Source organism: Ruegeria sp. BHSC029, assembly GCF_059613085.1.
Genome location: NZ_JBXWRU010000004.1, coordinates 136,611 through 161,440, shown reverse-complemented (window position 1 = coordinate 161,440; position 24,830 = coordinate 136,611). Strand labels below are relative to the sequence as shown.

Annotated in this window: 24 protein-coding genes and 1 riboswitch; of the genes, 4 read left to right on the top strand and 20 right to left on the bottom strand. The window is 63.1% G+C overall.

What is annotated here, in order from left to right; all coding sequences use genetic code 11:
* Positions 1–29: 29 nt before the first annotated feature.
* The 5 genes from AC2FML_RS10835 to AC2FML_RS10815 all read right to left on the bottom strand — a co-directional run bounded on the left by AC2FML_RS10835 (position 30) and on the right by AC2FML_RS10815 (position 5,229).
* Positions 30–1,106 carry a branched-chain amino acid ABC transporter permease gene (locus AC2FML_RS10835; RefSeq protein WP_005979938.1) on the bottom strand — a complete coding sequence of 359 codons (1,077 nt, stop codon included), beginning with the start codon at positions 1,104–1,106 and terminating at the stop codon, positions 30–32.
* A 3-nt stretch (positions 1,107–1,109) separates the two neighbouring features.
* On the bottom strand, positions 1,110–1,367 hold the full coding sequence (locus AC2FML_RS10830) for a hypothetical protein (protein WP_170340767.1): 258 nt from the start codon (positions 1,365–1,367) through the stop codon (positions 1,110–1,112).
* 3 nt (positions 1,368–1,370) lie between these two features.
* Positions 1,371–2,357 (bottom strand): branched-chain amino acid ABC transporter permease, encoded by a 987-nt coding sequence (locus tag AC2FML_RS10825; RefSeq protein WP_170340766.1) that lies wholly within the window; start codon positions 2,355–2,357, stop codon positions 1,371–1,373.
* Between the two features lie 29 nt (positions 2,358–2,386).
* Positions 2,387–3,208 carry an ABC transporter ATP-binding protein gene (locus AC2FML_RS10820; protein ID WP_093963943.1) on the bottom strand — a complete coding sequence of 274 codons (822 nt, stop codon included), beginning with the start codon at positions 3,206–3,208 and terminating at the stop codon, positions 2,387–2,389.
* Positions 3,209–3,285: 77 nt separating this feature from the next.
* Positions 3,286–5,229, bottom strand: coding sequence for an AMP-binding protein (locus AC2FML_RS10815; RefSeq protein WP_496783466.1), 1,944 nt, complete (start codon positions 5,227–5,229; stop codon positions 3,286–3,288).
* A gap of 499 nt (positions 5,230–5,728) precedes the next feature.
* Between AC2FML_RS10815 and AC2FML_RS10810 the strand changes: the two genes are divergently transcribed.
* Positions 5,729–7,072: a metal-dependent hydrolase family protein gene (locus tag AC2FML_RS10810; protein WP_170538226.1), complete on the top strand. Its 1,344-nt coding sequence runs from the start codon at positions 5,729–5,731 to the stop codon at positions 7,070–7,072.
* A 109-nt stretch (positions 7,073–7,181) separates the two neighbouring features.
* On the opposite strand, the gene AC2FML_RS10805 is transcribed toward AC2FML_RS10810, so the two are convergent.
* The 3 genes from AC2FML_RS10805 to AC2FML_RS10795 are packed head-to-tail and all read right to left on the bottom strand — an operon-like array spanning position 7,182 to position 9,717.
* Complete coding sequence (locus AC2FML_RS10805; RefSeq protein ID WP_496783103.1) at positions 7,182–7,580, bottom strand: (deoxy)nucleoside triphosphate pyrophosphohydrolase; 399 nt, start codon at positions 7,578–7,580, stop codon at positions 7,182–7,184.
* Positions 7,581–7,635: 55 nt separating this feature from the next.
* A complete protein-coding gene (argJ, locus tag AC2FML_RS10800) occupies positions 7,636–8,862 on the bottom strand; it encodes a bifunctional glutamate N-acetyltransferase/amino-acid acetyltransferase ArgJ (protein ID WP_496783101.1) in 1,227 nt (408 codons plus the stop codon).
* Between the two features lie 6 nt (positions 8,863–8,868).
* Positions 8,869–9,717: a peptidylprolyl isomerase gene (locus tag AC2FML_RS10795; RefSeq protein WP_170600830.1), complete on the bottom strand. Its 849-nt coding sequence runs from the start codon at positions 9,715–9,717 to the stop codon at positions 8,869–8,871.
* Positions 9,718–9,893: 176 nt separating this feature from the next.
* On the opposite strand from AC2FML_RS10795, the gene secA reads away from it, so the two are divergent.
* The 3 genes from secA to AC2FML_RS10780 all read left to right on the top strand — a co-directional run bounded on the left by secA (position 9,894) and on the right by AC2FML_RS10780 (position 15,198).
* Complete coding sequence (secA, locus tag AC2FML_RS10790; protein ID WP_496783099.1) at positions 9,894–12,599, top strand: preprotein translocase subunit SecA; 2,706 nt, start codon at positions 9,894–9,896, stop codon at positions 12,597–12,599.
* 100 nt (positions 12,600–12,699) lie between these two features.
* On the top strand, positions 12,700–13,617 hold the full coding sequence (locus AC2FML_RS10785) for a hypothetical protein (RefSeq protein WP_496783097.1): 918 nt from the start codon (positions 12,700–12,702) through the stop codon (positions 13,615–13,617).
* Between the two features lie 24 nt (positions 13,618–13,641).
* Positions 13,642–15,198 (top strand): phosphate ABC transporter substrate-binding/OmpA family protein, encoded by a 1,557-nt coding sequence (locus AC2FML_RS10780; protein ID WP_496783095.1) that lies wholly within the window; start codon positions 13,642–13,644, stop codon positions 15,196–15,198.
* Between the two features lie 3 nt (positions 15,199–15,201).
* Here AC2FML_RS10780 and radC read toward each other — a convergent pair whose 3' ends face one another.
* From radC to dnaJ, 12 genes are all read right to left on the bottom strand, one after another.
* Positions 15,202–15,957: a RadC family protein gene (radC, locus tag AC2FML_RS10775; protein WP_480719972.1), complete on the bottom strand. Its 756-nt coding sequence runs from the start codon at positions 15,955–15,957 to the stop codon at positions 15,202–15,204.
* A gap of 36 nt (positions 15,958–15,993) precedes the next feature.
* On the bottom strand, positions 15,994–16,728 hold the full coding sequence (locus AC2FML_RS10770) for an ABC transporter permease (RefSeq protein WP_496783093.1): 735 nt from the start codon (positions 16,726–16,728) through the stop codon (positions 15,994–15,996).
* Positions 16,725–17,453 carry an ABC transporter ATP-binding protein gene (locus tag AC2FML_RS10765; RefSeq protein ID WP_480636994.1) on the bottom strand — a complete coding sequence of 243 codons (729 nt, stop codon included), beginning with the start codon at positions 17,451–17,453 and terminating at the stop codon, positions 16,725–16,727. The genes AC2FML_RS10770 and AC2FML_RS10765 overlap by 4 nt, the downstream gene beginning before the upstream one ends.
* Positions 17,450–18,124: a thiaminase II gene (gene tenA / locus AC2FML_RS10760; protein WP_496783091.1), complete on the bottom strand. Its 675-nt coding sequence runs from the start codon at positions 18,122–18,124 to the stop codon at positions 17,450–17,452. Before tenA ends, AC2FML_RS10765 begins: the two co-directional genes overlap by 4 nt.
* Positions 18,121–19,056 (bottom strand): ABC transporter substrate-binding protein, encoded by a 936-nt coding sequence (locus tag AC2FML_RS10755; protein ID WP_170419787.1) that lies wholly within the window; start codon positions 19,054–19,056, stop codon positions 18,121–18,123. The genes tenA and AC2FML_RS10755 overlap by 4 nt, the downstream gene beginning before the upstream one ends.
* A 20-nt stretch (positions 19,057–19,076) precedes the next feature.
* Positions 19,077–20,039, bottom strand: coding sequence for a ThiF family adenylyltransferase (locus AC2FML_RS10750; RefSeq protein WP_496734470.1), 963 nt, complete (start codon positions 20,037–20,039; stop codon positions 19,077–19,079).
* A complete protein-coding gene (locus AC2FML_RS10745; RefSeq protein ID WP_496783089.1) occupies positions 20,036–20,632 on the bottom strand; it encodes a thiamine phosphate synthase in 597 nt (198 codons plus the stop codon). Before AC2FML_RS10745 ends, AC2FML_RS10750 begins: the two co-directional genes overlap by 4 nt.
* Positions 20,629–21,399, bottom strand: a complete 771-nt coding sequence (locus AC2FML_RS10740) for a thiazole synthase (RefSeq protein WP_170457042.1) — start codon at positions 21,397–21,399, stop codon at positions 20,629–20,631. The genes AC2FML_RS10745 and AC2FML_RS10740 overlap by 4 nt, the downstream gene beginning before the upstream one ends.
* A gap of 2 nt (positions 21,400–21,401) precedes the next feature.
* A complete protein-coding gene (gene thiS / locus AC2FML_RS10735) occupies positions 21,402–21,596 on the bottom strand; it encodes a sulfur carrier protein ThiS (RefSeq protein WP_170364407.1) in 195 nt (64 codons plus the stop codon).
* Positions 21,580–22,557, bottom strand: a complete 978-nt coding sequence (locus AC2FML_RS10730; RefSeq protein WP_480697766.1) for an FAD-dependent oxidoreductase — start codon at positions 22,555–22,557, stop codon at positions 21,580–21,582. Before AC2FML_RS10730 ends, thiS begins: the two co-directional genes overlap by 17 nt.
* Complete coding sequence (gene thiD / locus AC2FML_RS10725) at positions 22,554–23,357, bottom strand: bifunctional hydroxymethylpyrimidine kinase/phosphomethylpyrimidine kinase (RefSeq protein ID WP_496783087.1); 804 nt, start codon at positions 23,355–23,357, stop codon at positions 22,554–22,556. Before thiD ends, AC2FML_RS10730 begins: the two co-directional genes overlap by 4 nt.
* A gap of 46 nt (positions 23,358–23,403) precedes the next feature.
* Positions 23,404–23,506: riboswitch (TPP riboswitch) on the bottom strand.
* Positions 23,507–23,632: 126 nt separating this feature from the next.
* On the bottom strand, positions 23,633–24,775 hold the full coding sequence (dnaJ, locus tag AC2FML_RS10720; RefSeq protein WP_170361153.1) for a molecular chaperone DnaJ: 1,143 nt from the start codon (positions 24,773–24,775) through the stop codon (positions 23,633–23,635).
* Positions 24,776–24,830: the final 55 nt, after the last annotated feature.

Here is a 24,830-nt window from a genome sequence, read left to right as displayed (position 1 = left end):
TTGCGCCCCTTTCTTGATTGGGCCGGTCCCTAGTGCGGGAAAGGCCAGAGTCTCAGTTTCTCCTTGGCGACGCGCCACAGCTGCGCCAGACCGTGCGGTTCGAGGATCAGGAACAGGATGATCAGCCCGCCCACGATCACCAGCTGCAGATGCGCGACGATGTCGGTGGGCCAGCCCAGCATGTCCGCGCCCACGACCTTTAGCACCACCGGCAGCAGGACCAGGAAGGCCGCGCCGGCAAAGGATCCGAAGATCGAGCCCAGCCCGCCGATGATGACCATGAACAGCACCAGGAAGGATTTCTGGATGCCAAAGGCCTCGCCCACCTCGACCGCGCCCAGGTAGATGGCGAAGAACAGCGCGCCCGACACGCCCACGAAGAACGAGCTGACGGCAAAGGCGCTGAGCTTGGCGCGCAGCGGGTTCACACCGATGATTTCCGCGGCGATATCCATGTCGCGGATCGCCATCCAGGTGCGTCCGGTGGTGCCGCGGGTCAGGTTGCGGGCGATGATCGCGCAGGCGGTCAGGAAGATCAGGCAGAACAGATAGGTCGCCCAGGCCGGCGCGTTGGGGCCTGTGATGATGATGCCGAACACGTCACGTTCCGGCGCGTTGATCTGCCCCGAGGCCGAATAGTTGTAGAACCACGGCACCCGGTTGAACAGCCAGACCAGGAAGAACTGCGCCGCCAGCGTCGCCACCGCCAGGTAGAACCCCTTGATCCGCAGGCTGGGCAGGCCGAACAGTACGCCCACGATGGCGGTGATGCCGCCGGCCAGGATCACATGGATGAACATCGACACGTCGGGAAAGGCGGTCATCAGCTTGTAGCAGGCATAGGCGCCCACGGCCATGAAACCCCCGGTGCCCAAGGAAACCTGCCCGCAATAGCCCACAAGAATGTTCAGCCCGATCGCCGCAATCGCATAGATCAGGAAGGGCAGCAGCAGCGCGTTGGCCCAATAGTCGTTGATGATGAACGGGATGATCCCGAACGCCACCGCCAGCACCACATAGTACCGATACCGGTCGAACTTGATCGGGAAAGTCTGGTTGTCGTCCCTGTAGGAGGTCTTGAAGTCTCCGGCCTCACGATAGAACATGTCTTACTTTCCCCATTGTTCCTGCGCCCGGTTGCGGGCTTCGGCGTCCAGTTGGTTGGACCGTTTGGCATATCCGCTCGCCTCCGAGGCGCGCACCAGTTTCATGTAGGCCAGAACACCCATCACCAGCCCGGCAAAGGCCAAAAGCGCGGCCACGGTCAGCTGATTGGCGGTCAGATCGTTCGAGGTCAGGGCGATGTACCCAAAGGCCCAGAACCCCGCCCACGCGATCACGTTGATGATGGCGATCAGCTTGGTCATGGCCTACACCCTCTCGATGATCTTCTCGCCGAACAGGCCCTGCGGCCGGAACACCAGGAAGATCAGCGCCAGCACATAGGCGAACCAGTTCTCGGTCGCGCCGCCCACCAGCGGGCCCACGGCGAACTCGAACAGCTTCTCGCCCACGCCGATGATCAGCCCGCCGACGATGGCGCCGGGGATCGAGGTGAACCCGCCCAGCATCAGAACCGGCAACGCCTTGAGCGCGATCAGCGACAGCGAGAACTGAACGCCCGACTTGGTGCCCCACATGATGCCCGCGACCAGCGCCACGAACCCGGCCACCGACCACACCATGATCCAGATGAAGTTGAGCGAAATGCCCACCGACAGCGCGGCCTGGTGGTCGTCGGCCACGGCCCGCATGGCGCGGCCCTGCTTGGTGTACTGGCTGAACGCAACCAGTGCCGCCACCAGAAGCGCCGCGATGACCGTCGCCACGATGTCCAGGTTGTCGATGAAGAAGCCGTAGCCGAAGATGTTGTAGGTGGTCTCGTCGATCCACAGGTTGATGCCCTGCGGAAGACCCACGTCCAGCGTCTTGATCTCGGATCCCCACATCAGGTCGGCCACGCCTTCCAGGAAGTAGGCCAGACCGATGGTCGCCATGAACAGGATGATGGGCTCCTGCCCCACAAGGTGGCGCATGACAAAGCGCTGCACCGCCCAGGCAAGCAGGACCATCACGCCCATCGTCAGCAGAATGGCCAGCAGCGCCGGCACGTTCCAGCCGAAGTAATGAATATGCGTGCCGAAGATCGCGTTGATCAGATGGGAGAACGGCACTTGCCCGTTCATGATCCCCACCAGCGTCATCGCCGCAAACAGGGCCATAACCCCCTGGGCATAATTGAAGATCCCCGACGCCTTGTAGATCAGCACAAAGCCCAGCGCGACCAACGCATACAGCACCCCGGCCATGAGGCCGTTCAGAAAGACCTCCATCGCGAAAATCAACTGATCAGGCATCTGCGCCTCCCCTCAATTCTGTGCGGTGCTCAGTCATGGCTGACCCCCAGATAGGCGTCGATGACTTCCTGGTTGTTGCGCACCTCGTCGGGCGTGCCGTCCCCGATCTTCTTGCCGTAATCCATCACGACCACGCGGTCGCTCAGGTCCATCACCACGCCCATGTCATGCTCGATCAGGGCGATGGTCGTGCCGAATTCGTCGTTCACATCCAGGATAAAGCGGCTCATGTCCTCTTTTTCCTCGACATTCATGCCGGCCATCGGCTCGTCCAGCAGCAGCAGCTTGGGTTCGGCGGCCAGCGCGCGGGCCAGTTCGACGCGTTTCTTCAGGCCATAGGGCAGGCGCGCCACCGGCGTCTTGCGGATGTGCTGGATTTCCAGAAAGTCGATGATCTTCTCGACCGCCTCGCGGTTTTCCACCTCTTCCGCTTCGGCCTTGCCGCGCCAGATCGCCTGCTGCAGAATGTTTGTCTTCATGAAGTTCAGGCGGCCGGTCATCACGTTGTCCAGAACGCTCATGCCTTCGAACAGGGCGATGTTCTGAAAAGTCCGGGCGATGCCCTGGCGGGCCACTTCGTAGGGTTTCATCTGCGGGCGTTTCGCCCCGTGGAACCAGACCTCGCCTTCCTGCGGAATGTAGAAGCCGGAAATCACGTTCAGCATCGAGGACTTGCCCGCGCCGTTCGGACCGATGATCGCGCGGATCTCGCCCTGGCGGATGTCGAACGAGATGTCCTTGATCGCCACCACGCCGCCGAATCGCAGGGTGATGTTTTTCATCTCCATCACCACGCCGCCGATCTTGCGGCCATCCTCGGTGACATATCCGTCGTCGGATGCATCCAGCATCGTCTACTCCTCAAACTGCGGGTGAACGGGACGGCGGGCGGGGCGATGGCCGCAGGCCGAGCGGCGCACGACCGGCCTCATTCCGCGGCCACCTTCTGATGCGACACCGGCACGACCGGCACGTCGACGATCTGCAGCGTGGCGCTGATCGACCCCTTGCGCCCGTCTTCATAGGTCACCTCGGTCGTGGTCGATACCGCCTCAGACCCGTCATAGAGCGCGGCGATGATGTCGGCGTATTTGTCCTCGACGAACTTGCGGCGCACCTTGCGGGTGCGGGTGATCTCGCCATCGTCGGGGTCCAGTTCCTTGTGCAGCACCACGAACCGGTGCACCTGGCAGCCTGACAGCATCTCGTCGGCGGCAACCGATTTGTTGACCTCTTCCACATGGCTGCGGATCGTCTCCAGCACCCGCGGATGGCCCGCCAGTTCCTGGTACGAGGCATAGGCGATGTTGTTGCGCTCGGCCCAGTTGCCCACCGCCGTCAGGTCGATGTTGATGAAGGCCACGCAGCGGTCGCGGCCATTGCCGAACAGCACCGCTTCGAGGATGTCGGGATAGAACTTCAGCTTGTTCTCGACATATTTCGGCGCGAACATCGAGCCGTCGGCCATCTTGCCCACGTCCTTGGCGCGGTCGATGATCCGCAGATGGCCGCTGCTTTCCTCGATGAACCCCGCGTCGCCCGTGGCCACCCAACCTTCGGGGTCCTTGGTCGAGGCAGTGGATTCGGGGTTCTTGAAGTATTCAACGAACACTCCGGGCGAGCGATAGAAAATCTCGCCATTCTCGGCGATCTTCAGCTCGACATCGGGCGCAGGCACACCGACGGTGTCGGCGCGCACCTCGCCGTCGGGCTGGACGGTGATGAACACCGTCGCCTCGGTCTGACCATAAAGCTGCTTCAGGTTGATCCCCAGCGAGCGGTAGAAATCAAAAATCTCGGGCCCGATCGCCTCGCCCGCGGTGTATCCGACACGGAACCGGCCATAGCCCAGCGTGTCTTTGAGCGGTCCGTAAACCAGGACATTTCCGATCGCGTATTTCAGGCGATCCATGAAACCGACCGGGTGGCCGTCCAGGATGCGCCCGCCGACCTTTTTGGCGTGATCCATGAAATAGCGGAACATCCGCTGCTTCATCGGGCTGGCATCCTCCATGCGGATCATCACGTTGGTCAGCTGGGTCTCAAACACGCGCGGCGGTGCGAAGAAGTAGGTCGGGCCGATCTCGCGCAGGTCGGTCATCATCGTGTCGGCGCTTTCGGGGCAGTTCACGCAGAACCCGCACCAATAGGCCTGACCGACCGAAAAGATGAAATCGCCCACCCAAGCCATCGGCAGATAGGACAGGATATCCTCGTTGCGGGTCAGGTGGTCGAACTCGGCCGAGTTCTTTGCGCTTTCGATCACGTTGCGGTTCGACAGAACCACGCCCTTGGGCTTGCCCGTTGTGCCCGAGGTATAGAGCATCACGCAGGTGTCGTCATAGGTGATCTCGGCGATGCGGCGGTCCAGCTCGGCATCGAACCGGTGATGCCCGGCGCGCCCCTCGGCCATGATGTCGCTCAGCGCGTTCATCTGGCTGTGGTCGTATTTCCGCATGCCGCGTTTGTCGGTGTACAGGATGTGCTTGACCTGGTGCATGTCCTGCTGGATCTCGATAACCTTGTCGACCTGCTCCTGGTCGCCGCAGACCACGTATTTCGCGCCGCAGTGTTCCAGCACATAGGCCATCTCTTCTGCGACCGAGTCCTGATACAGCGGCACCGGCACCGCGCCCACCATCTGGGCCGCGACCATCGACCAGTAATGCGCCGGACGGTTGCGCCCGATCACGGCGATATGGTCGCCCTTTTCAACGCCGAGCTCCAGGAATCCCAGTGCCAGCGCACGGATCTCGGCGGCCGTTTCCGCCCAGGTCCAGCACTGCCAGATCCCGAATTCCTTTTCGCGGTAGGCCGGGGCATCCCCGAACTGCGTCGCATTGCGGTGTAGCAGCGCCGGAAGGGAGTGCATCCCTTCGGCGCCCGACTGCGTCTGAGCCAATTCTATCTCTCCTCCCCATCCGGCCCCGGGTTGGGCCGGAACGACGTCGCCGGGTCAGACCCGCGCGCCGCTGCCCCGATTAAGGACAAGGAGGACGATCAGCGTCAACTTTTTCGTGATGTTTTCTCAATTCTTACGAATTGTAACAGGGATGCCGGGGTGATGTTCCGATTTGTACGTCTTGTACAAAGTGCGAAATAGCACGCTTCAAAAAAGAGCGGCGTGGGTTTGCATTCTGCTTCTACGCCGAAACGCTGAAGAGAATATGACAACGGTCGTATGTGCAGAGCGTAGTAAATGGCAGCTTCGAGCCCAAACCGGGTGTTCTTGCTACGTAGGATTACCTTCAGTTCAACGCTCGAAAAACTCTATACCCTGCGTCACCCTCTTCATCAGGTTTACCAGATGGTTTTACAGGCGATCCTGAGATAACCTTCGATAACTTCTTCGCCATCTTGAGGGTTAAGTTATGATCTCCAAACGCGTATTTTTGTCCAGCCTTGCATCGACCGCTGCGCTGGCGCTGGTGCCGGCGCGAGCCAGAGCTCAAGCTCCAGATGCAACGCTCTTCACGGACGTGCGTGTTTATGACGGGATGTCCGATGAGTTGACCGAACTCACGAACGTTCTTGTCGAAGGGGAATTGATCAAGGATGTCTCGCCCGCTGTTGATGCCGCGCCAGAGGTACCGCGCATCGATGGAGATGGACGGACCTTGATGCCGGGGCTCCTCGACATGCATGTGCACCTGCAGTGGAACCAGGACCCTGCTGGCTTCCTGACAGCACGTCCAGATTACATTGCTGCATTGGCATTGAGTGAAAGTGAAGCCACCCTGATGCGTGGCTTTACCAGTGTCCGTGATACTGGTGGCGGCATTCTCGGTTTGGCACGCGCCATAGACGAGGGCCTTCACCCCGGTCCGCGCATTCAGGCGTCAAACGCTGCGATTTCAATGACCGCCGGTCATGGCGACCTTCGGCCGCGATCCGTGCGTCCGAGAGCCTTCGGCGGGCCGCCGTTCACAGAAGCGGAGCGACTTGGGATCACACTTTTCGCAGACGGGGTACCTGAAGTTCTGGCGGCTGCACGCGAGCAGTTCCGGCAGGGTGCGCACTTCATCAAAGTCTTTTCAGGCGGCGCCGTGACTGGCCTCTACGACCCATTGGATATCAACGAGTATTCGCCGGCAGAACTCGAAGCGGCAGTAGAGGAGGCCAAACGTTGGAACACTTACGCGACCTCGCACGCATACATGGACACATCGGTTCGGGCCGCCATTGAGGCAGGTTACCAATGTATTGAACACTGCAACCTCATGACGCCTGAGTCGATGGAGTTGGCCGTGGAAAAAGGGGTCTGGCTTTCAACCCAGGTTGGCTTTTTTGCAGCAGACATTCCGGCAGGGTTCACGCCCGCCCAAGCAGAGCGCCAAAAGATGGCGTTTGATGGTCTCGACGCCATGCTTCGATTAGCGCGCGAGTCCGGCGCTAAGATTGCACTCGGAACAGACTTTGTCGGATCGAGGCAAACGAAAGCAACGCAGTTGGAGGAATTGCAGCTCAGGACGCCATGGTTCAGCAACGCCGAGATTTTGCGGCAGGCAACAGGTCTAAATGGTCAGCTTTGGGATTTGACCGGGCCGCGTAATCCCTACCAGGCTGGTCCAGTCGGTGTCATCCAACCCGGAGCCTACGCCGATATTCTGCTCGTGGACGGAGACCCGATTGCAGACCTTACGGTCATGGCCTCTGCGGACAATTTCGATGTGATTATGAAGAATGGCAAAGCGCACAAGAACAATCTGGCCTGAGCCATTTGCCAAGGGTCAAGATAGACACTGGTAGCTGCATGCGAATGACCGAAGAGTCCGCATACAAGACATCCAGACCTATCAACTCGAACGTCCCTGGCTTTGCGCCCTACAACCAATCCCGCAAAATCGGGATCAATGGAACATCCGCCGCCGGCATCGGATAGTTGCGCAGCTCGTTCGCCCGCACCCATTTCAGCGCCTGACCCTCTTTCGACTGCGGAATGCCCTGCCACTTGCGGCAGGCAAACAGCGGCATCAGTAGATGGAAATCGTCATAGCTGTGGCTGGCAAAGGTCAGCGGTGCAAGGCACGAGGCCCAGGTGTCGATGCCCAGTTCCTCGTGCAATTCGCGGATCAGGGCGGCCTCGGGGGTTTCGCCCGGCTCGATCTTGCCGCCGGGAAATTCCCACAAGCCAGCCATGGCCTTGCCCTCCGGGCGCTGCGCCAGCAGCACCCGCCCATCCACGTCGATCAAGGCGACGGCAGAGACGAGAACCGTTCTCATGGTCGCGATCCCGGACGCAAAATCGGGCTCCACTTCTGCTCGAATAGCTCTGATGTCACGACCGGTAATCCGCGTTGATCTCGATGTATCGGTGGGTCAGATCGCAGGTCCAGACGGTGGCCTTGCCCGCGCCCAGCCCCAGATCGACCGCGATCACCAGTTCCTGGCCCTTCATGTAGGCGGCGGCGTCTTCCTCGCGATAGGTCGGGCTGACCCAGCCCTTTTCGGCCACGAGGATATCGCCGAAGGAAATGCTGAGCGTGTCGCGATCGGCCGCCGCGCCGGATTTGCCGATAGCCATGACGACCCGGCCCCAGTTCGGATCCTCGCCCGCGATGGCGGTCTTGACCAGCGGTGAATTGGCGATGGCTATGCCGTGGACTTTGGCATCGGCGTCCGAGGCGGCGCCAGTCACGCGGATCTCGACGAATTTGGTGGCGCCTTCGCCGTCCTTCACCACCTGATGCGCCAGATCCAGCATCACCGATTCCAGCGCTCGCGCGAAATCGGCATTGCCGGTGGCCTCCACGCCCGACGCGCCCGTCGCGCACAGCAACAGGCTGTCCGAGGTCGAGGTGTCGCTGTCCACTGTGATGCAGTTGAAGGTCCGGTCGGTCTGCTCGGCCAGCATCCGTTGCAGCGCCGATTGGTCGATCCTCGCATCGGTGAAGATATAGACCAGCATCGTCGCCATGTCGGGTGCGATCATACCCGACCCTTTGGCAATCCCTGCAATAGAGACTGTTTTGCCGTCAATCTCCACCTGCGCGCTAGCGCCTTTGGGGAAGGTGTCGGTGGTCATGATCGCCCGCGCGGCCTCTTCCAACGCGTCGGCGCGCAGGCCGGCGGTCAGTTCGTCCAGCTGGGCCACGATCCGGTCATGCGGCAGCGGCTCGCCGATCACCCCGGTGGACGAGGTGAACACGCGGTTCTGCGCCACGCCGGTGACCTGCGACACGGCAGCGGTAATCTGCTCGACCGAGGCCCGCCCGTACTGTCCGGTAAAGGCATTGGCATTGCCCGAGTTCACCAGGATCGCCGCCGGCCCGTCGCTGGGCCCGCCGATCTTGTCCTGGCAATCCAGCACGGGCGCCGCACGGGTGGCCGAGCGGGTGAACACCCCCGCCACCGCGGTACCCGGATCGAGCACCGCCAGCATCACGTCGGTGCGGCCCTGATACCGCACCCCGGCAGCGACGGTGGCGAACCGCACACCGTCGATGACCGGCAGATCAGGGAAGGCCGCAGGGACCAGCGGAGACACCTTGGTGATCTTGGCCACGCCGGGTTACTCCTGAACCAGGTCCAGCTTGCGGACCACGTCCGGGGTCAGGCCCTCGACCTCGGGGCGCTCGACGCTGCCCGCCTGGGTCAGCTCGTCGATCTTGGCCTGAATGGCCTCCTGACGGACGGACTGGGCCAGTTCATCCCGCACCGCCGCAAACTCGGGCGCTTCGGATTTGCGTTTGTCGTTCAGGATCACCACATGCCACCCGAACTGGGTCTGCACCGGGTCCGAGACCTGACCTTTTTCCAGCCCGATCACGGCCTGTTCGAACTCGGGAACCATCTGGCCCTTTCCGAACCAGCCCAGCGCGCCGCCATTGGGACCGGACGGACCGGTGGATTTCTCTTTGGCCAGCTCGGCAAAATCGGCGCCGTCATCCAGTTGCGCCTTGATCTCTTTGGCTTCTTCCTCGGTCGCGACAAGGATGTGGCTGGCGTTGAACTCGTCCTCGCCCTGGAAGTCCGCGAACTGCGCGTCATAGGCGGCCTGGATCGCGTCGTCGGTCACCTCGGCATCGGTGATCTGGTTCACCGTCTGCACCGCCTTCAGCGAACGCTCTTCGTTGGTCAGCATCAGCGCGTTCAGGCGGGTCAGCTCGTCCTGCTCCTGGCTGAGCAATTGTTGCTGGATCAGCTGCTCGACGATGAACTGGTACAGGACCTCGTCTTCCAGCTGCTGATATTGCGGCGGCAGGCCAGCCGCGGTCGCAATCACGTGACCCAAAGTGATCTCGTCGCCGTTGACGCGCGCCACAACCGTATCGGCAGAGGGTTCGGTTTCAGCGGCGACAGGCAGGGCCATCATGGCCGCAAGAGCCAGCGATGGCAGAAAAGTGAGACCTTTGGGCATGAATTCATCCTATATTCTGGCCGCGACAGGGCGTGGCGTTGACACTCTGGAACCTGCCGCTTACATCGCTTGCAGCCTTTGACAGGACCATCTTTTCCTCCCAGCTATCTATGGGTTGCGCGCAAGGTGGGCAAGCCTGTCGCAACCAAGACAAGAAAAGATCCGCTGGAGTGAACATGCTGGGACTCGGTACGCTTGCCAAAAAGGTGTTCGGAACACCGAACGACCGCAAGATCAAGGCAACCCGCCCGCTGGTCGAAAAGATCAACGCGCTGGAGCCGGAGTTCGAAAAACTCTCGGATGACGATCTGAAAGCCAAGACCGAAGAGCTGCGCAAGCGGGCCAACGCGGGTGAGAGCCTGGATGACCTGCTGCCCGAGGCATTCGCCAACGTTCGTGAGGGCGCCAAGCGCGCGCTGGGTCTGCGGGCCTTTGACGTGCAGCTCATGGGCGGCATCTTCCTGCATCAGGGCAATATCGCCGAGATGAAGACCGGCGAAGGCAAGACCCTGGTCGCCACCTTCCCCGCCTATCTGAACGCACTGACCGGAAAGGGCGTGCATGTCGTCACGGTCAACGAATATCTGGCAAAGCGTGACGCCGAATGGATGAGCAACGTGTTCGGCGCGTTGGGTATGACCACCGGCGTGATCTGGTCGGGCCAGCCCGATGCCGAGAAAAAAGCGGCCTATGCCTGTGACATCACCTATGCCACCAACAACGAGCTGGGCTTCGACTATCTGCGCGACAACATGAAGGCGGATCTGAACGAGGTCTACCAGAAGCACCACAATTTCGCGATTGTGGACGAGGTCGACTCGATTCTGATCGACGAGGCACGGACCCCTCTGATCATCTCGGGTCCATCTCAGGACCGGTCCGATCTCTACACGGCCATCGACGGTCTGATCCCGTCCTTGCAGGACGATCACTATACGATCGACGAGAAGTCGCGCAGCGTGACCTTCACCGATGAAGGCAACGAGTTCCTCGAAGAGCAGCTGCACGCCAGTGGCCTGCTGCCCGAGGGCCAGTCGCTGTACGACCCTGAAAGCACCACGGTGGTGCACCACGTCAACCAGGGCCTGCGCGCGCACAAACTGTTCCAGCGGGACAAGGACTACATCGTACGCGACGGCAACGTGGTTCTGATTGACGAGTTCACGGGCCGGATGATGCCGGGTCGCCGGCTGTCCGAAGGCCTGCACCAGGCGATCGAAGCCAAGGAAGGCGCGCCGATCCAGCCCGAAAACGTGACTTTGGCCAGCGTGACTTTCCAGAACTATTTCCGCCTCTATGACAAGCTGGCCGGCATGACCGGTACCGCCCTGACCGAGGCCGAGGAATTTGCCGAGATCTACGGCCTCGGCGTGGTTGAAGTGCCGACCAACAAGCCGATCGCCCGTGTCGACGAGGATGATCAGGTCTATCGCACCGCGGCCGAGAAATACGCGGCCATGATCGAAGAGATCAAGAAGGCCAACGCCAAGGGCCAGCCGGTTCTGGTGGGCACGACCTCGATCGAGAAGTCCGAGATGCTCAGCGAGATGCTGACCCAGGAAGGCATCAAGCACAATGTCCTGAACGCCCGCCAGCACGAGCAGGAGGCCCAGATCGTGGCCGAGGCCGGACGTCTGGGCGCGGTAACCATCGCCACCAACATGGCCGGCCGCGGCACCGACATCCAGCTGGGCGGCAACGTTGAAATGAGCGTCATGCAGGCGCTGGCCGAGAACCCCGAGGCCGACCCGGCCGAACTGCGCGCCCGGGAAGAGGCGCGCCACGCGGAAGAAAAGCAAAAGGTGCTGGAGGCCGGCGGTCTGTTCGTTCTCGCCTCGGAACGCCACGAAAGCCGCCGCATCGACAACCAGCTGCGCGGCCGCTCGGGCCGTCAGGGCGACCCGGGCCGCACCGTGTTCTTCCTCAGCCTGGAAGACGACCTGATGCGCATTTTCGGCTCGGAACGGCTGGACAAGGTTCTGACCACCCTGGGCATGAAAGAAGGCGAAGCGATCGTCCACCCTTGGGTGAACAAATCGCTTGAACGCGCGCAGGCCAAGGTCGAAGGCCGCAACTTCGACATGCGGAAGAACGTTCTCAAGTTCGACGACGTGATGAACGATCAGCGCAAGGTGATCTTCAACCAGCGACGCGAAATCATGTCGACCGACGATCTGTCCGAAATCGTTTCGGACATGCGCGAACAGGTCATCGACGATCTGATCGACCAGTACATGCCGCCCAAAACCTACGCCGACCAGTGGGACACCGACGGGCTGCACGCGGCCCTCAAGGAAAAGCTGAACATCGATGTTCCGGTTCAGGAGTGGGCGGCCGAGGATGGGGTCGATGACGACGTGGTTCGCGAGCGCCTGATCAAGGCGACCGACGAGATGATGGCCCAGAAGGCCGCCGCCTTCGGCCCCGAGAACATGCGCAACATCGAAAAGCAGGTACTGCTGCAGACCATCGACAGCAAGTGGCGCGAGCACTTGCTGACCCTGGAACATCTGCGCTCGGTCGTGGGCTTCCGCGGCTACGCCCAGCGCGATCCGCTGAACGAATACAAGACCGAAAGCTTCCAGCTGTTCGAGAACATGCTCGACAGCCTGCGTGAAACGGTTACCCAGCAACTGGCCCGCGTCCGCCCGCTGACCGAAGAAGAGCAGCGCGAGATGCTGGCACAGATGCAGGCGCAGCAGGCACAGATCAAGAAAGCCGCTGAACAGGCCGAAGCGGTGGCCGAGGCGCAGGCCTCGGGCGATGCGCGGCCCGGCTTTGTCGAGGACGACCCGTCAACCTGGGGTAATCCGTCGCGCAACGATCCCTGCCCCTGCGGATCCGGCAAGAAATTCAAGCACTGCCATGGTCGGCTTGCCTGATCCGGTCAGATTCCCGACATAATGAGTCCGCGTCGCGGCCACATATTGGCCGCGATTGTTAAACACTCTCCGACTCGCTCCTTCAACTGGGGAGGGTGTCTTGTTTGTAATACGGAACTACGTGACCACAGGTGGCACGGTCGCATGCGCCTTGGCCATCGGCTACTTGATGCAGAACGGACCGGCCTCGCAGCCGGACGTGCAGGAAACACGTCAGGCGATGATCCAGCCGTCTGGAGAAGGCACCGTGATTGCCGGGTTGGAAGGTATCGTTCTGACTTCGGCGACGCCGAATGCGTCCACGGCCCCCGAACCCTCGGCCAAGGTTGCGCCTCGGGCTGAGCCTGCCGTTCCTCAGGCGCAGGTCAACTGCGATCTCCGGGCCCGCGCAATGGCGGCCCCCAACGCGACAGCACGTTTGACCCTGAAGGCCCCCTGCAACCCCGATGAAACCGTCGAGCTGCACCACAGCGGCATGACGTTCAGCGCCCGAACCGACAAGGACGGCCGTCTGGACCTGTCCATTCCCGCCCTGTCGGAATATGCCATTTTCCTGATCTCGTTCAAAAACCGGCGCGGCACTGTCGCCACCACTCACATTCCTGATTTTTCAGACTATGACCGGGTTGCGCTGCAATGGATGGGGGACACCGAATTGCAACTGCACGCGTTGGAGTTCGGTGCATCCTATGGCGAGGCCGGGCATGTCTGGTCGAACGCCAGCAACTCCGGCACCGGGCAGGTTGTCCACTTCGGCAAGGCCGGCGAGCGCAATGTCGAGATCTATTCGGTCCCCCGCAACGCAGCCGACGCAAATGGCACCGTCGCCCTGAGCGTCGAGGCCGAAGTGACTCCCCGGAATTGTGGGCAGGACCTGGATCTGCAAGCGCTCGAGTTGCTGGACGATCAAGGGCTGCGGTCGCGAGAGTTGTCGATCTCCCTGCCGGCCTGCGACAGCGGACAGGACTTTCTGGTGTTGAATAATCTGTTCCAAGACCTGACAATCGCCGCAAAGTAACGGCAGGCAGGTCTACAGGTCTTTATGAAGTATCTTCACGCGACGATGACGGTGTTGTCGTTGATGGCTGGCGCTTCAGGCGCCCTCGCTCAGGACATCACACTGACCTCGCATGACGGCAAGGTCGAGATCACCGGGAACCTGTTGGGGTTTGATGGTGAGTTCTACCGTGTGGACACCCAGTTCGGCGAACTGACGGTGGATGGATCCGGCGTCACCTGCGACGGTCCGGCTTGCCCCAACCTGATCGACTTTGTGGCCGAAGTGAACTTCTCTGGCGCATCGGTGATGGCCGAATCCCTACTTCCAGCCCTGATCGAAGGCTTTGCGCAACGAGAAAACCTGCATGTGCTAAGCGAAGGCACGGACCCTGCGCAGCTTGTCTTTGCCCTGACGCAGGCGGATCGGATCGCTCCTTTGGCGCGGTTTTTCCTGCGCGTTTCGGACACCGACCGCGGTTTTGCCGATCTGACCGCCGATCAGGCAGACATCGCTTTGGCGATGCGCGAAATCCGCCCGCAGGAGGCCGCGGCGGCGCAGGAAAACGGTCTGGGCGACCTGTCCCGACCGCGCCGGTCGCGGGTGGTGGCTCTTGGCGCGCTGGTGCCGGTGGTCTCATTGGACAATCCGATCCAGCAGATCTCGGTTTCGGACCTGGCGCGGGTCATAAATGGCGAGGTCGCCAACTGGGCACAGCTCGGTGGCCCGGATGCCCCCATCGCCGTTCATCTGCCGGATGTGACAACCGGTGTTGGTCAGGCCGTGCAAGACCAGGTGATGCAGCCAGCCGGTGTGCAGGCGCATGAGGACGTGATCCGCCACACCCGCAGCGCGGAACTGGCAGCAGCGGTTGCGCGCGATCCGTTCGCACTCGGTATCGTCAGCCACGCTGACCCGCAAAACGTGCGCAGTCTGCCGCTGGCCGGCGGATGCGGTCACGCATTGCGCGCCACGCGCGCCGCCATCAAGACCGAGGACTATCCGCTGACCCTGCCGATGTTCCTGTATCTTCCACAGCGGCGCCTCCCGAAGATCGCCCGCCAGTTTCTGGCGTATGTCCAAAGCCCCGAGGCACAGATGGTCATCCGGCAAGCCGGTTTCGTCGACCAGTCCCACGAACTGGTACGTCTTGGGCTTCAGGGCGACCGGTTGGCCAACGCCATCACCTCGGGTGGGTCCGAGGTGGGTCTGGAAGAACTGCAACGGATGATCGAAACTCTGCGCCCGCTGTCGCGCCTGTCGGTGTCTTTCCGGTTCGAGCCGGGATCGTCGCGGCCAGACGCGCAGTCGCGATCGAACATCCTGCAAATGGCGCAGGCGCTTGAATCGGGCCAGTACGACGGGCGCAAACTTGTCTTCGTCGGTTTCAGTGACGGGGACGGTGCTGCGGAAACCAATGCCCGCATCGCCTTGCGGCGCGCACAGACCGTGCGAAACGCGATCCTGGCCGCGGTCGAGACCGCAGTCCCAGAAACCGTCGAGATCGCGGTCGAAGGATTCGGTGAAGCCATGCCCATGGCCTGCGACGACACGGAATGGGGCCGCAAGGCCAACCGTCGTGTCGAAGTCTGGGTGCGCTAGCGGTCAGAGATAACCTTCCGAGCGGAAGCTCAGCTCGGTCGATTTTCCGATGATCAGGTGGTCGTGCAAGGTCAGCCCCAGTGCAGCGCAGGCATCGTTGATGCGGTTGGTCATGTCGATATCCGATTGCGAGGGGGTCGGATCGCCCGACGGATGATTGTGTACCAGGATCAGCGCCGAGGCGTTCAGCTCCAACGCGCGTTTGGCGACCTCGCGCGGGTAGACGGGTACGTGATCGACGGTACCCTTGGCCTGCTCCTCATCCGCGATCAGCACGTTCTTGCGGTCCAGATAGAACACGCGGAACTGCTCGATCTCGCGATGCGCCATGGTGGTGTGGCAATAATCCAGCAACGCGTCCCAGCTGGAAATCACATGCCGCTGCATCACCCGGGCGCGGGCCATGCGATGGGCGCAGGCCTCGAGGATCTTGAGGTCGGTGATGACCGTATCGCCCACGCCCTTGATCTGACGCAGGCGTTCCACAGGGGCGGTCAGCACCCGGTTGAAATCGCCGAATGTATCCAGCAGCAGCCGCGCCAGCGGTTTCACGTCCTGCCGGGGGATCGAGCGGAACAGGACCAGTTCCAGCAACTCGTAATCCGGCATCGCCCCGGCGCCGCCCGACATGAACCGTTCACGCAGGCGCTTGCGGTGGTCTTTGATATACGAGGGCAGCCGACCCGTGGGCAGCGGCGTCACCGGCGCTTCGTCAGTTTCGAACAGCGATGGGGCTTCGGCAAAAGCGTCCTTGGTCATGCGCCCATGATTGCCCCAGAATCGGTTTCCGAATGGTTAACGCGCCTCACCGGCCATGCGGGCCGTGGCGCGGCGCACGGCCAGATGCAGCAGGATCGAGAACACCCCCAGCGTCAGCATCGCAGCGAACATCAGGTCGGTCTTGGCGCGACCATTGGCCAGCAGCATCAGGTATCCCAGCCCCTGCGACGAGCCGACCCATTCGCCGATCACCGCCCCGATCGGGGCATAGACCGCCGCCAGCCGCATCCCCGAAGCCAGCGAGGGTAGCGCCGCCGGGATGCGGATATGCCACAACACGCTGCGCGGGCTGGCCTGCATGGTGCGGGCCAAGTCCAGATAGCCGGACGGCGTGCGCATCAGCCCGTCGAAAAACGACGAGGTGATGGGGAAATAGATGATCAGCACCGCCATCGCGACCTTGGACCACAGCCCATAGCCCAGCCACAGGGTCAGCAACGGTGCCAACGCAAAGACCGGCAGCGCCTGGGTGAACACCAGCATCGGCTGCACCAGCACCCGCGCGGCGCGGGAATTGGCCAGCTGCAGCGCGGTGACGACGCCCAGCACGGTGCCGCAGGCCAAACCGATCAGCACCTCGATTGCAGTGATCCAGGTGTGTTCGGCGATCAGCCAGCGGTTCTGCCACCAGGTCTCGGCCACCAATGCCGGGCCGGGCAGGATGAATTTCGGCAGGTCGGTCAGGGTGACGATCGCTTGCCAGAGGACCAGCGCAAACAGCGTCGCGGCAAGGGCCGAGAGCGTCTTCATGCCACCTCCTCGCGCAGCAGTTTCAGCAGCGCGCCCTGCGTCTCCAGCGTTTCCAGATCGTCCACCTTCCGCGGCACCGGCGCGTGAGGCGGTTGGCATGGGGTCAGGCCGTGTCGCGTCATCACCATGATCGACTGGCCCAGACGCGCGGCCTCGGCCGGGTCATGGGTAACCAGCAGGACGGTCCGTCCCTGCAACGCCTCGGCAGCCAGATCCTGCATGTCGGCGCGGGTGCGCGCATCCAGCGCCGAGAACGGCTCGTCCAGCAGGATGATCGGCTTGTCTTCCATCAGGGTCCGGGCCAATGCCACCCGCTGACGCTGCCCGCCCGACAGTTCCGAGGGCTTCTTGGCCATGTGATCCTGCAGCCGCATCCGTTCGATCAACCGGGCGCGGCGGTCCTGATCGACCCGTTCGCCGCGCAGGCGCGCGCCCAGCGCCACGTTCTGCGCGACCGTGGTCCAGGGCAGCAGCAGATCATCCTGCGCCATGTAGGCCACACGCTCGGCCACCGGCAGCCCGTCGCTGGCGCGGATCTCGCCGGTGAACTCTGCCCCCGTCGCCAACCCGGCGATCAGGCGCAGAACCGTGGTTTTGCCGACCCCCGATCCGCCCAGCAGACAGGTCCACTGCCCGGCCTTCAGCGACAGGGTCAGCGGCGCGAACAGAGGCGCGCCGTCGATGCTGGCCTGTCCGCTGATGGTCAGATCGGGGGGCGGGGTCATGGGGTCAGACCCATCTGCCAGAAATTCACCTCGAGCTCGGTCGCGGTGCGGAAGGTCTGGCACAGGCGATCCCAACGCGGTGTGGTACGGAAATCCGCCCCAAGTCGCCTTGTTAGAGCCGAATCCAGCAGTTCACCCACAGCCTGACAGGCTTCCTGATATTCACTGCTGGAATAGGCGTCGATCCAATCGCGATAGGTGTCCGAGGTGGCCTCGGACGCCAGCCGTGTGCCGATTTCCCCGTATCCCATCACGCAGGGCGCCAGCGCCGCCAGCAGATCCAACAGATCACCGCTGTAGCCCGCCTCGAGCACATAGCGGGTATAGGCCAGGTTCTCGGGGCGTTCGGGCGTGGCGAACAGCTCGTCCTGGCTGATGCCCTCGGCCTCGCAAATGCCGATATGCAACTTCATCTCTTCGCTGATCAGCCCATTCACAGTGCGCGACGCGGCCAGCATTTCGGCATGAGTTTCCGATTTCACCACCGCCAGCGCCCAGGCGCGGGAGAAATGGATCAGGAACACGTAATCCTGCCGCAGGTAATGCAGAAACGCCGCACGCGGCAGGGTGCCGTCCTTCAGCCCCTCGACAAAGGCGTGGCGGGTATAGTCCCGCCACGGCCCCTGCGCCGCATCGCGCATAAGCGCGAAGGCTTTGCCATAGTCGCTCATTGCGCGGTCACGTCGATGGTGATGTCGCTGACCGGGTTGATGCTGTCGATCATGCCGGAGTCTTTCAGAAAGGCCTCGAACCGGGCATAGCGGCCGGCATCAAAGCCCGCCGGGCGCAGCGCGAACCGCGGCAGGGTATCGACCCAGGCGCGGGCGTTCAGCTCGTCCTGCAGCTCGGGCGAGGTGGCGGCGAAGATCTCCCAGCTTTTTTCCGGATTGTTCACAATGAACTGCGTGGCCTTCTCGGTTGCGGCCAGGAAACGGACAATCATGTCCTTGTCCATCGTTTCGGGGTTGGCCACATAGATCAGCTCGTCATAGGGCGGCACGCCTTCTTCCTCGATGTAGAAGCAGCGGCCCGGAACGCCTTCGATATCCATCTGGTTCAGCTCGAAATTGCGGAAGGCGCCGATCACGGCATCCACCTGGCCCGTCATCAGCGACGGTGAAAGCGAGAAGTTGACGTTGATCATCTCGATATCGTCCAGCGACACGCCATGCGCATTCAGCATCGCGGTCAGGATCGCCTCTTCGACACCGGCGACCGAAAAGCCGATCTTCTTGCCCTTGAGGTCGGCCAGCGATTTGATCGGGCCGTCCTCGAGCACCAGCAGGCAGTTCAGCGGCGTGGCGACCAGCGTGCCGACCCGCTTCAGCGGCAGGCCTTCGTGGATCTGGAGATGCAGCTGCGGCTGGTAGGACACGGCCAGATCGGCCTGACCGGCGGCCACGAGGCGCGGTGGGGCCGACGGGTCGGCGGGCGGGACGATTTCGACCTCAAGCCCCTGTTCGGCGAAATAGCCTTTTTCCTGCGCCACGATGATCGGCCCGTGGTCGGGGTTCACGAACCAGTCCAGCAGGACGGTCATCTTGTCCTGCGCCCAGGCGGGCGCGGCGGCCAGCAGGGCAATGGCGGTGATCAGCTTCTTCATGGTTTGCGTTTCCTTTTGCTTCACGACGTTGCGGCGGCGACCAGAACGATCCGGCCGGGCCAATGGGGGCGGAGTTCCTCGGCCGCGCGCCAGGCGCGTAGCCCGGTGGCACAGCAGAGAGCCAGCGTTTTGTCTTTGTTAGGGTCTGTTTTCAGCGCGTCGACCGTCAGGCGGCGGACGTTGGGGTGGATCGGCTGAGGGGCTTCATCGACGCTACGCAGATCGACGATCAGGTCGTCCGGGGTCAGCTGCGCGGGCGCGACAAAGTGGAAATGGCTGTCGGGCTCCGGCGCGGTGTCAAAGCGGAATCCGCTGCTGGAGCAGGTACGGCCATCCACCTGCACCATCTGGCCCAGGGGCGAGGGATCGAGGCCCAGGATCACGCCCAGCGCCATCTGCGCCTGCATCGCGCCGATCATCGCCACGACCGGGCCCAGAACGCCTGCGGTGGCGCAACTGGCCCCGCTGTCGGGGGCGTCGGGGAACACCGCGCGCAGGGACGGTCCGCCGCCGCAGAACCCACCGACATACCCCGACAGGCCCAGGACCGAGGCGCTGATCAGCGGTTTGCCCTGCGCCAGGCAGGTATCCGACAGCGTATAGCTGGCCGCGTAACTGTCAGCGCAATCCAGAACCAGGTCGGCCTCGGCCACCAGATCAGCGGCATTCGCCGGTGTTAGAGCCTGTTTATTGGCCGCTACGGTGATCTCACTGTTCAGCGCCCGGCAGCGTTCGGCGGCGGCTTCGGCCTTGGGGCGGCCGCAATCGGATTCGGTGAACAGCGTCTGGCGGTGCAGATTCGACAGATCCACCGTATCGGGATCGACGATGGTCAGATGCCCCACCCCGGCCCCGGCCAGCAGCGGCAGTGCGGGCGCGGCCAGCCCCCCGGCGCCCACCACCAGAACCCGCGCGCGGGCAAGGCGGTTCTGCCCTTCGGCCCCGACCTCGGGCAGGATCATCTGGCGGGCGTAGCGGCTCATCGCGTGACCTCGATCCACTGCCGCACCCGCGCTTCGGGGTTGGGGTTAAGGGTAATGTCGGTGACGGTCGAGACGATGTCGGCGCCGGCCTGAAACACTCCCGGTGCGCGCTCGACGCTCATGCCACCAATGCCGACCAGAGGGATGTCGCCCACGCGCCGTTTCCACTCGGTCACGCGCGGCAGGCCCTGTTGGTGCCATTTCATCTTTTTCAGGATGGTCGGATAGACCGGCCCCAGCGCCACATAGTCCGGGTCCATCGACAGCACGCGTTCAAGCTCGTCATCGTCATGGGTGGACACGCCCAGTTTCAGCTCGGCCTTGCGGATGGCGGGCAGATCGGCGTCGTCCAAATCCTCCTGCCCCAGATGAATCCAGTCACACCCCGCGTCGATGGCGGCCTGCCAATAGTCGTTCACCACCAGCACCGCGCCGTGGTCCCGGCACAGGACCTGCGCGGTGCCGATTTCCGCACGCACCACCGCGTCGGGCTGATCCTTGATGCGCAGCTGCACCAGATTCACGCCCAAGGGCAGCATCCGCCGCAGCCAGTCGGTGTGATCGAAAATCGGATAGAAGCGGTCGAGCGTCATGACAGAAAGGCCTTTCCGATCACGGGGGTCGAGGGCTCGGCCATGTCGCGCGGCTCGATCGGGTCGGCCTGATGCGCCAATTGCCCGGCCTGCACCGCCTGCGCCATGGCCTGCGCCATTGCCACCGGATCGCCGGCCCGGGCAACGGCGGTGTTCAGCAGAACCGCGTCATAGCCCAGCTCCATCGCGTGGGCAGCGTGGCTGGGCAGGCCGATGCCCGCATCCACGACCAACGGCACGTCGGGAAACTCGGCCCGCATGGCGCGCAGGGCGTATTCGTTGTTCAGGCCCCGCCCCGACCCGATCGGCGCGCCCCAGGGCATCAGCACCTGACACCCGGCGGCCAGCAGACGCTCGGCCACGATCAGGTCTTCGGTGGTGTAGGGGAACACCTGGAACCCCTCATCGGTCAGGATCCGCGCGGCCTCGACCAGTTGGAACACGTCGGGTTGCAAGCTGTCGGTGTGGCCGATCAGCTCCAGCTTGATCCACGGCGTGTCGAACACCTCGCGCGCCATGTGGGCGGTGGTGACGGCCTCTTTGACCGTGTGACAGCCGGCGGTGTTGGGCAGGATCAGCACGCCCAGATCGCGAATCATCGACCAAAAGGCCTGACCGGCCCCGCCCGCGCCCTCGCGCCGCAGCGAGACGGTGGCCACGCCTGCGCCGCTGGCCCGGAACGCCTGTTCCAGGATCGCCGGGCTGGGATATTGCGCGGTGCCCAGCATCAGCGGGTTAGGCAGTTCGGTGCCGTAAAACGTCTTCATCTTCATCCCCCCTGCATCGGTGCGACGACCTCGACCCGGTCGCCCTCGGCCAGTTTGTGCGCAATGCGCAGGCTGGAGGGCACGAATTCCTCGTTCACCGCTGTGGCGACGCGGCCGGAAAAGCCGCATTCGGCCAGCAGCTCGCCAAGGGTTTCGGCGCGCACCTCGCGCGGCGCGCCGTTAAGCACGATCTTCATCGACCATCTCCGAATGTGTGTTGTTCAGCGCCAGATCGGCCACGCCCCGGGCCAGCGCCGGGGCCAGCAGGTAGCCGTGGCGATACAACCCGTTGGCATAGATCGTCCGCCCCAGCCGGCGGATCCGCGGCAGGTTGTCGGGAAAGGCCGGGCGCAGATCGACCCCGATTTCCAGCACCTCGGCCTCGCCGAAGGCCGGGTTCAGCGCATAGGCCGCGCTGAGCAGTTCCAGCATCGAGCGCGCGGTGATCCGGCTGCTGTCCTCGGATTCGATCATCGTGGCGCCCAGCATGTAGATGCCCTCGCCCCGCGGTACGACATAGAGCGGCATCCGGGGATGCAACAGCCGCACGGGCCGGGTCAGCGTCACGTCGGGGCAGCGGATCACCAGCATTTCCCCCTTCACGCCGCGCAGGTCGTGCAGGATGTCGCGTGCGTGCAAGCCCCGGCAATCGATGGCGTTGTCCAGCCGCGACGGGGCCAGCTTGCGGTGGAATTCGACCCCTTTGTCCTGCAGGCCGCGATAGAGGTCCTGCAATGCCCGGCGAGGGTCCAGATGGGCCTCGTCGGCGAAGAACAGGCCTTGGGAAAACCCGTGCAGATCAGGCTCTAATTTGGCGATTTTCGCTTGATCGACCTGCGTGAATCCCTCGGTCCGGCGGGCAAAGCGGCGCAGGTCGGGCAGGTCGCGCGTGTTGGCCACGACCAGCGTTCCCTGCCGCGCGACCGGGGTGCGGGCCGCCCACCAGTCGATCGCCTGCTGCCCCAGCCTCAGCACCGGTTCCTCGGCATTTTCATATTCGCACCACGGCGCCAGCATGCCGCCGGCCCACCAGGAACACCCATGCGGACCGGGCGGCCCGCCCGGATCGAACACCTGTACCTGCGCGCCCCGCGCCACCAGTTCCGAGGCCACGGCCAAGCCGGCGACGCCGGCACCTATGACCGACCAAACCGTCACGCCGGCCATACCCGGTGGAAGTGATGTACCGGCCCGTGGCCCGAGCCGACCTGCAACTCATCCGCGCGGGTGATCGCGCCTTGCAGGTAGTCATGCGCCTGCGCCACCGCATCGACCAGAGGCAGCCCCTTGGCCAGACCGGCCGCGACGGCCGAGGACAGGGTGCATCCGGTGCCGTGGGTGTTGCGCGTGTCCTGACGGGGCGCGGTAAATTCACCGATGACGCCGTTCTGATCGATCAGCAGATCATGGCAGGTATCGCCCTTGCCGTGTCCGCCTTTCATCAGGACGCCCCCAGCCCCCAGGGTGCACAGGTCATGGCCCTGCGCGACCATCTCCTCGGGCGTTTCGGCGACCAGCCGGTCCAGCAGACAGGCGGCCTCGGGCAGGTTCGGGGTCAGGACGGTGGCGCGGGGCAGCAGCACCTCGCGCAACGTTTGCACCGCCTCGCGCGCCAGCAGGGCATCGCCCGATTTGGCGATCATCACCGGGTCCAGCACGATGGGCCCGGCAAAGCCGGACAGGCCGTCGGCGACGGTTTGGATGATCTCGGGCGTGGCCAACATGCCGATCTTGACCGCGCGCACGTCCAGATCGGACAGAACCGCGTCGATCTGCGCGGCGATCACGTCCAGCGGGATACCATGCACAGCGGTGACCGCCTGCGTGTTCTGGGCGGTGACCGCGGTGATGACACTGGCACCGAACACACCCAGCGCCGACATCGCTTTGAGATCGGCCTGAATACCGGCCCCTCCGCCGCTGTCGGATCCTGCGATGGTCAAAGCGATATGCGCCATGTCGCTCCCTTCTTGCATGTGGGGCAACGCGGGCATGGAAAACGTCTGAGTGTTTTAGACCGTTCCCTCCGCCGGTATTGCCCGGATCAGGTTCGATGGGTTGGCTCGCGCCTCTCAGCCCCGGTTCCGGGGCACCCCAACGGTTGGCGCGGACATTCTCAAGGCTGAGGCCGAGAATCAAGGGCCAATTCCGCGCAGTTTCGGGCCAATCTGGACTTAGAAAACAAAAAAGCCGGCGATGATACGCCGGCCTTTCGGGGTCTGGAACGCTGGGATCAGCTTTGCATCCTTTCCCAGAAGGATTTAACGGACGAGAAAAAGCTTTTCGATTCCGGGTGGTTGTCCTCTCCCAGATCGTCGAACTCCTGCAGCAGCTCTTTTTGCCGCGCGGTCAGGTTGACCGGAGTCTCGACCGCAAGCTCGATGAACATGTCACCGATACCGCCGCCCCGCAGCGCAGGCATACCCTTGCCGCGCAGGCGCATCTGCCGGCCCGACTGGCTGCCGGCCGGAATCTGCACCCGACCGCGGCCACCGTCGATGGTGGGCACTTCGATCGAGCCGCCCAGCGCCGCCTTCGCCATGCTGACAGGCACGCGGCAATACAGGTTCGGGCCGTCCCGCTCGAACAGTTTGTGCGGAGTCACCTCGACAAAGATGTAGAGATCGCCCGGAGGACCGCCGCGCATGCCGGCCTCGCCCTCGCCCGCCAAACGGATGCGGGTGCCGGTTTCGACGCCTGCCGGAATGTTGACCGACAGCGCGCGTTCCTTCTCGACCCGGCCCGAGCCGTGGCAGGATTTGCAGGGGTTTTTGATGATTTGCCCCAGACCCGCACAGGTCGGGCAGCTGCGCTCGACAGTGAAAAAGCCCTGTTGCGCGCGCACCTTACCCATGCCGGAACAGGTCGGGCAGGTGGTTGGTTCAACTCCGCCCTCGGCGCCGGTGCCCTCGCAGGACGAACAGGCCACGGCTGTCGGCACGTTGATAGTTTTCTGCAGGCCGGAATAAGCCTCTTCCAGCGAAACCCTCAGGTTGTAGCGAAGGTCCGAACCGCGAGCGGCACGGCGTCCGCCACCGCCACGCTGTCCACCCATGAAATCGCCGAACAGGTCATCGAACACATCGGAAAACGCGCTGGAGAAATCGCCCGATCCAAAGCCGCCACCACGCTGGCCGCCGCCCATGCCATTCTCGAACGCAGCATGGCCGAACCGGTCATACGCGGCCTTTTTGTCAGCGTCGCGCAGAACGTCATAGGCCTCGTTGGCCTCTTTGAAAAGGGCCTCGGCATCCGGGTTGTCTTTGTTGCGATCGGGGTGCAGCTCTTTCGCCTTCCGGCGAAAAGCTTTCTTGATCTCATCCGCCGAAGCACCCTTGGACACGCCGAGCACTTCGTAATAGTCGCGTTTTGACATCGGTATTTCCTTCTGCCTCAACGTAAACGGGCCGGCCCGGCATCCGGACCGGCCC

Excerpts from the sequence above, each read along its gene's own strand:
- AC2FML_RS10835 (WP_005979938.1), bottom strand. The coding sequence starts at position 1,106 with ATGTTCTATCGTGAGGCCGGAGACTTCAAGACCTCCTACAGGGACGAC.
- AC2FML_RS10830 (WP_170340767.1), bottom strand. The coding sequence starts at position 1,367 with ATGACCAAGCTGATCGCCATCATCAACGTGATCGCGTGGGCGGGGTTC.
- AC2FML_RS10825 (WP_170340766.1), bottom strand. The coding sequence starts at position 2,357 with ATGCCTGATCAGTTGATTTTCGCGATGGAGGTCTTTCTGAACGGCCTC.
- AC2FML_RS10820 (WP_093963943.1), bottom strand. The coding sequence starts at position 3,208 with ATGCTGGATGCATCCGACGACGGATATGTCACCGAGGATGGCCGCAAG.
- AC2FML_RS10815 (WP_496783466.1), bottom strand. The coding sequence starts at position 5,229 with ATGCACTCCCTTCCGGCGCTGCTACACCGCAATGCGACGCAGTTCGGG.
- AC2FML_RS10810 (WP_170538226.1), top strand. The coding sequence starts at position 5,729 with ATGATCTCCAAACGCGTATTTTTGTCCAGCCTTGCATCGACCGCTGCG.
- AC2FML_RS10805 (WP_496783103.1), bottom strand. The coding sequence starts at position 7,580 with ATGAGAACGGTTCTCGTCTCTGCCGTCGCCTTGATCGACGTGGATGGG.
- AC2FML_RS10795 (WP_170600830.1), bottom strand. The coding sequence starts at position 9,717 with ATGCCCAAAGGTCTCACTTTTCTGCCATCGCTGGCTCTTGCGGCCATG.
- secA (WP_496783099.1), top strand. The coding sequence starts at position 9,894 with ATGCTGGGACTCGGTACGCTTGCCAAAAAGGTGTTCGGAACACCGAAC.
- AC2FML_RS10780 (WP_496783095.1), top strand. The coding sequence starts at position 13,642 with ATGAAGTATCTTCACGCGACGATGACGGTGTTGTCGTTGATGGCTGGC.
- radC (WP_480719972.1), bottom strand. The coding sequence starts at position 15,957 with ATGACCAAGGACGCTTTTGCCGAAGCCCCATCGCTGTTCGAAACTGAC.
- AC2FML_RS10770 (WP_496783093.1), bottom strand. The coding sequence starts at position 16,728 with ATGAAGACGCTCTCGGCCCTTGCCGCGACGCTGTTTGCGCTGGTCCTC.
- AC2FML_RS10765 (WP_480636994.1), bottom strand. The coding sequence starts at position 17,453 with ATGACCCCGCCCCCCGATCTGACCATCAGCGGACAGGCCAGCATCGAC.
- tenA (WP_496783091.1), bottom strand. The coding sequence starts at position 18,124 with ATGAGCGACTATGGCAAAGCCTTCGCGCTTATGCGCGATGCGGCGCAG.
- AC2FML_RS10755 (WP_170419787.1), bottom strand. The coding sequence starts at position 19,056 with ATGAAGAAGCTGATCACCGCCATTGCCCTGCTGGCCGCCGCGCCCGCC.
- AC2FML_RS10750 (WP_496734470.1), bottom strand. The coding sequence starts at position 20,039 with ATGAGCCGCTACGCCCGCCAGATGATCCTGCCCGAGGTCGGGGCCGAA.
- AC2FML_RS10745 (WP_496783089.1), bottom strand. The coding sequence starts at position 20,632 with ATGACGCTCGACCGCTTCTATCCGATTTTCGATCACACCGACTGGCTG.
- AC2FML_RS10740 (WP_170457042.1), bottom strand. The coding sequence starts at position 21,399 with ATGAAGACGTTTTACGGCACCGAACTGCCTAACCCGCTGATGCTGGGC.
- thiS (WP_170364407.1), bottom strand. The coding sequence starts at position 21,596 with ATGAAGATCGTGCTTAACGGCGCGCCGCGCGAGGTGCGCGCCGAAACC.
- thiD (WP_496783087.1), bottom strand. The coding sequence starts at position 23,357 with ATGGCGCATATCGCTTTGACCATCGCAGGATCCGACAGCGGCGGAGGG.
- dnaJ (WP_170361153.1), bottom strand. The coding sequence starts at position 24,775 with ATGTCAAAACGCGACTATTACGAAGTGCTCGGCGTGTCCAAGGGTGCT.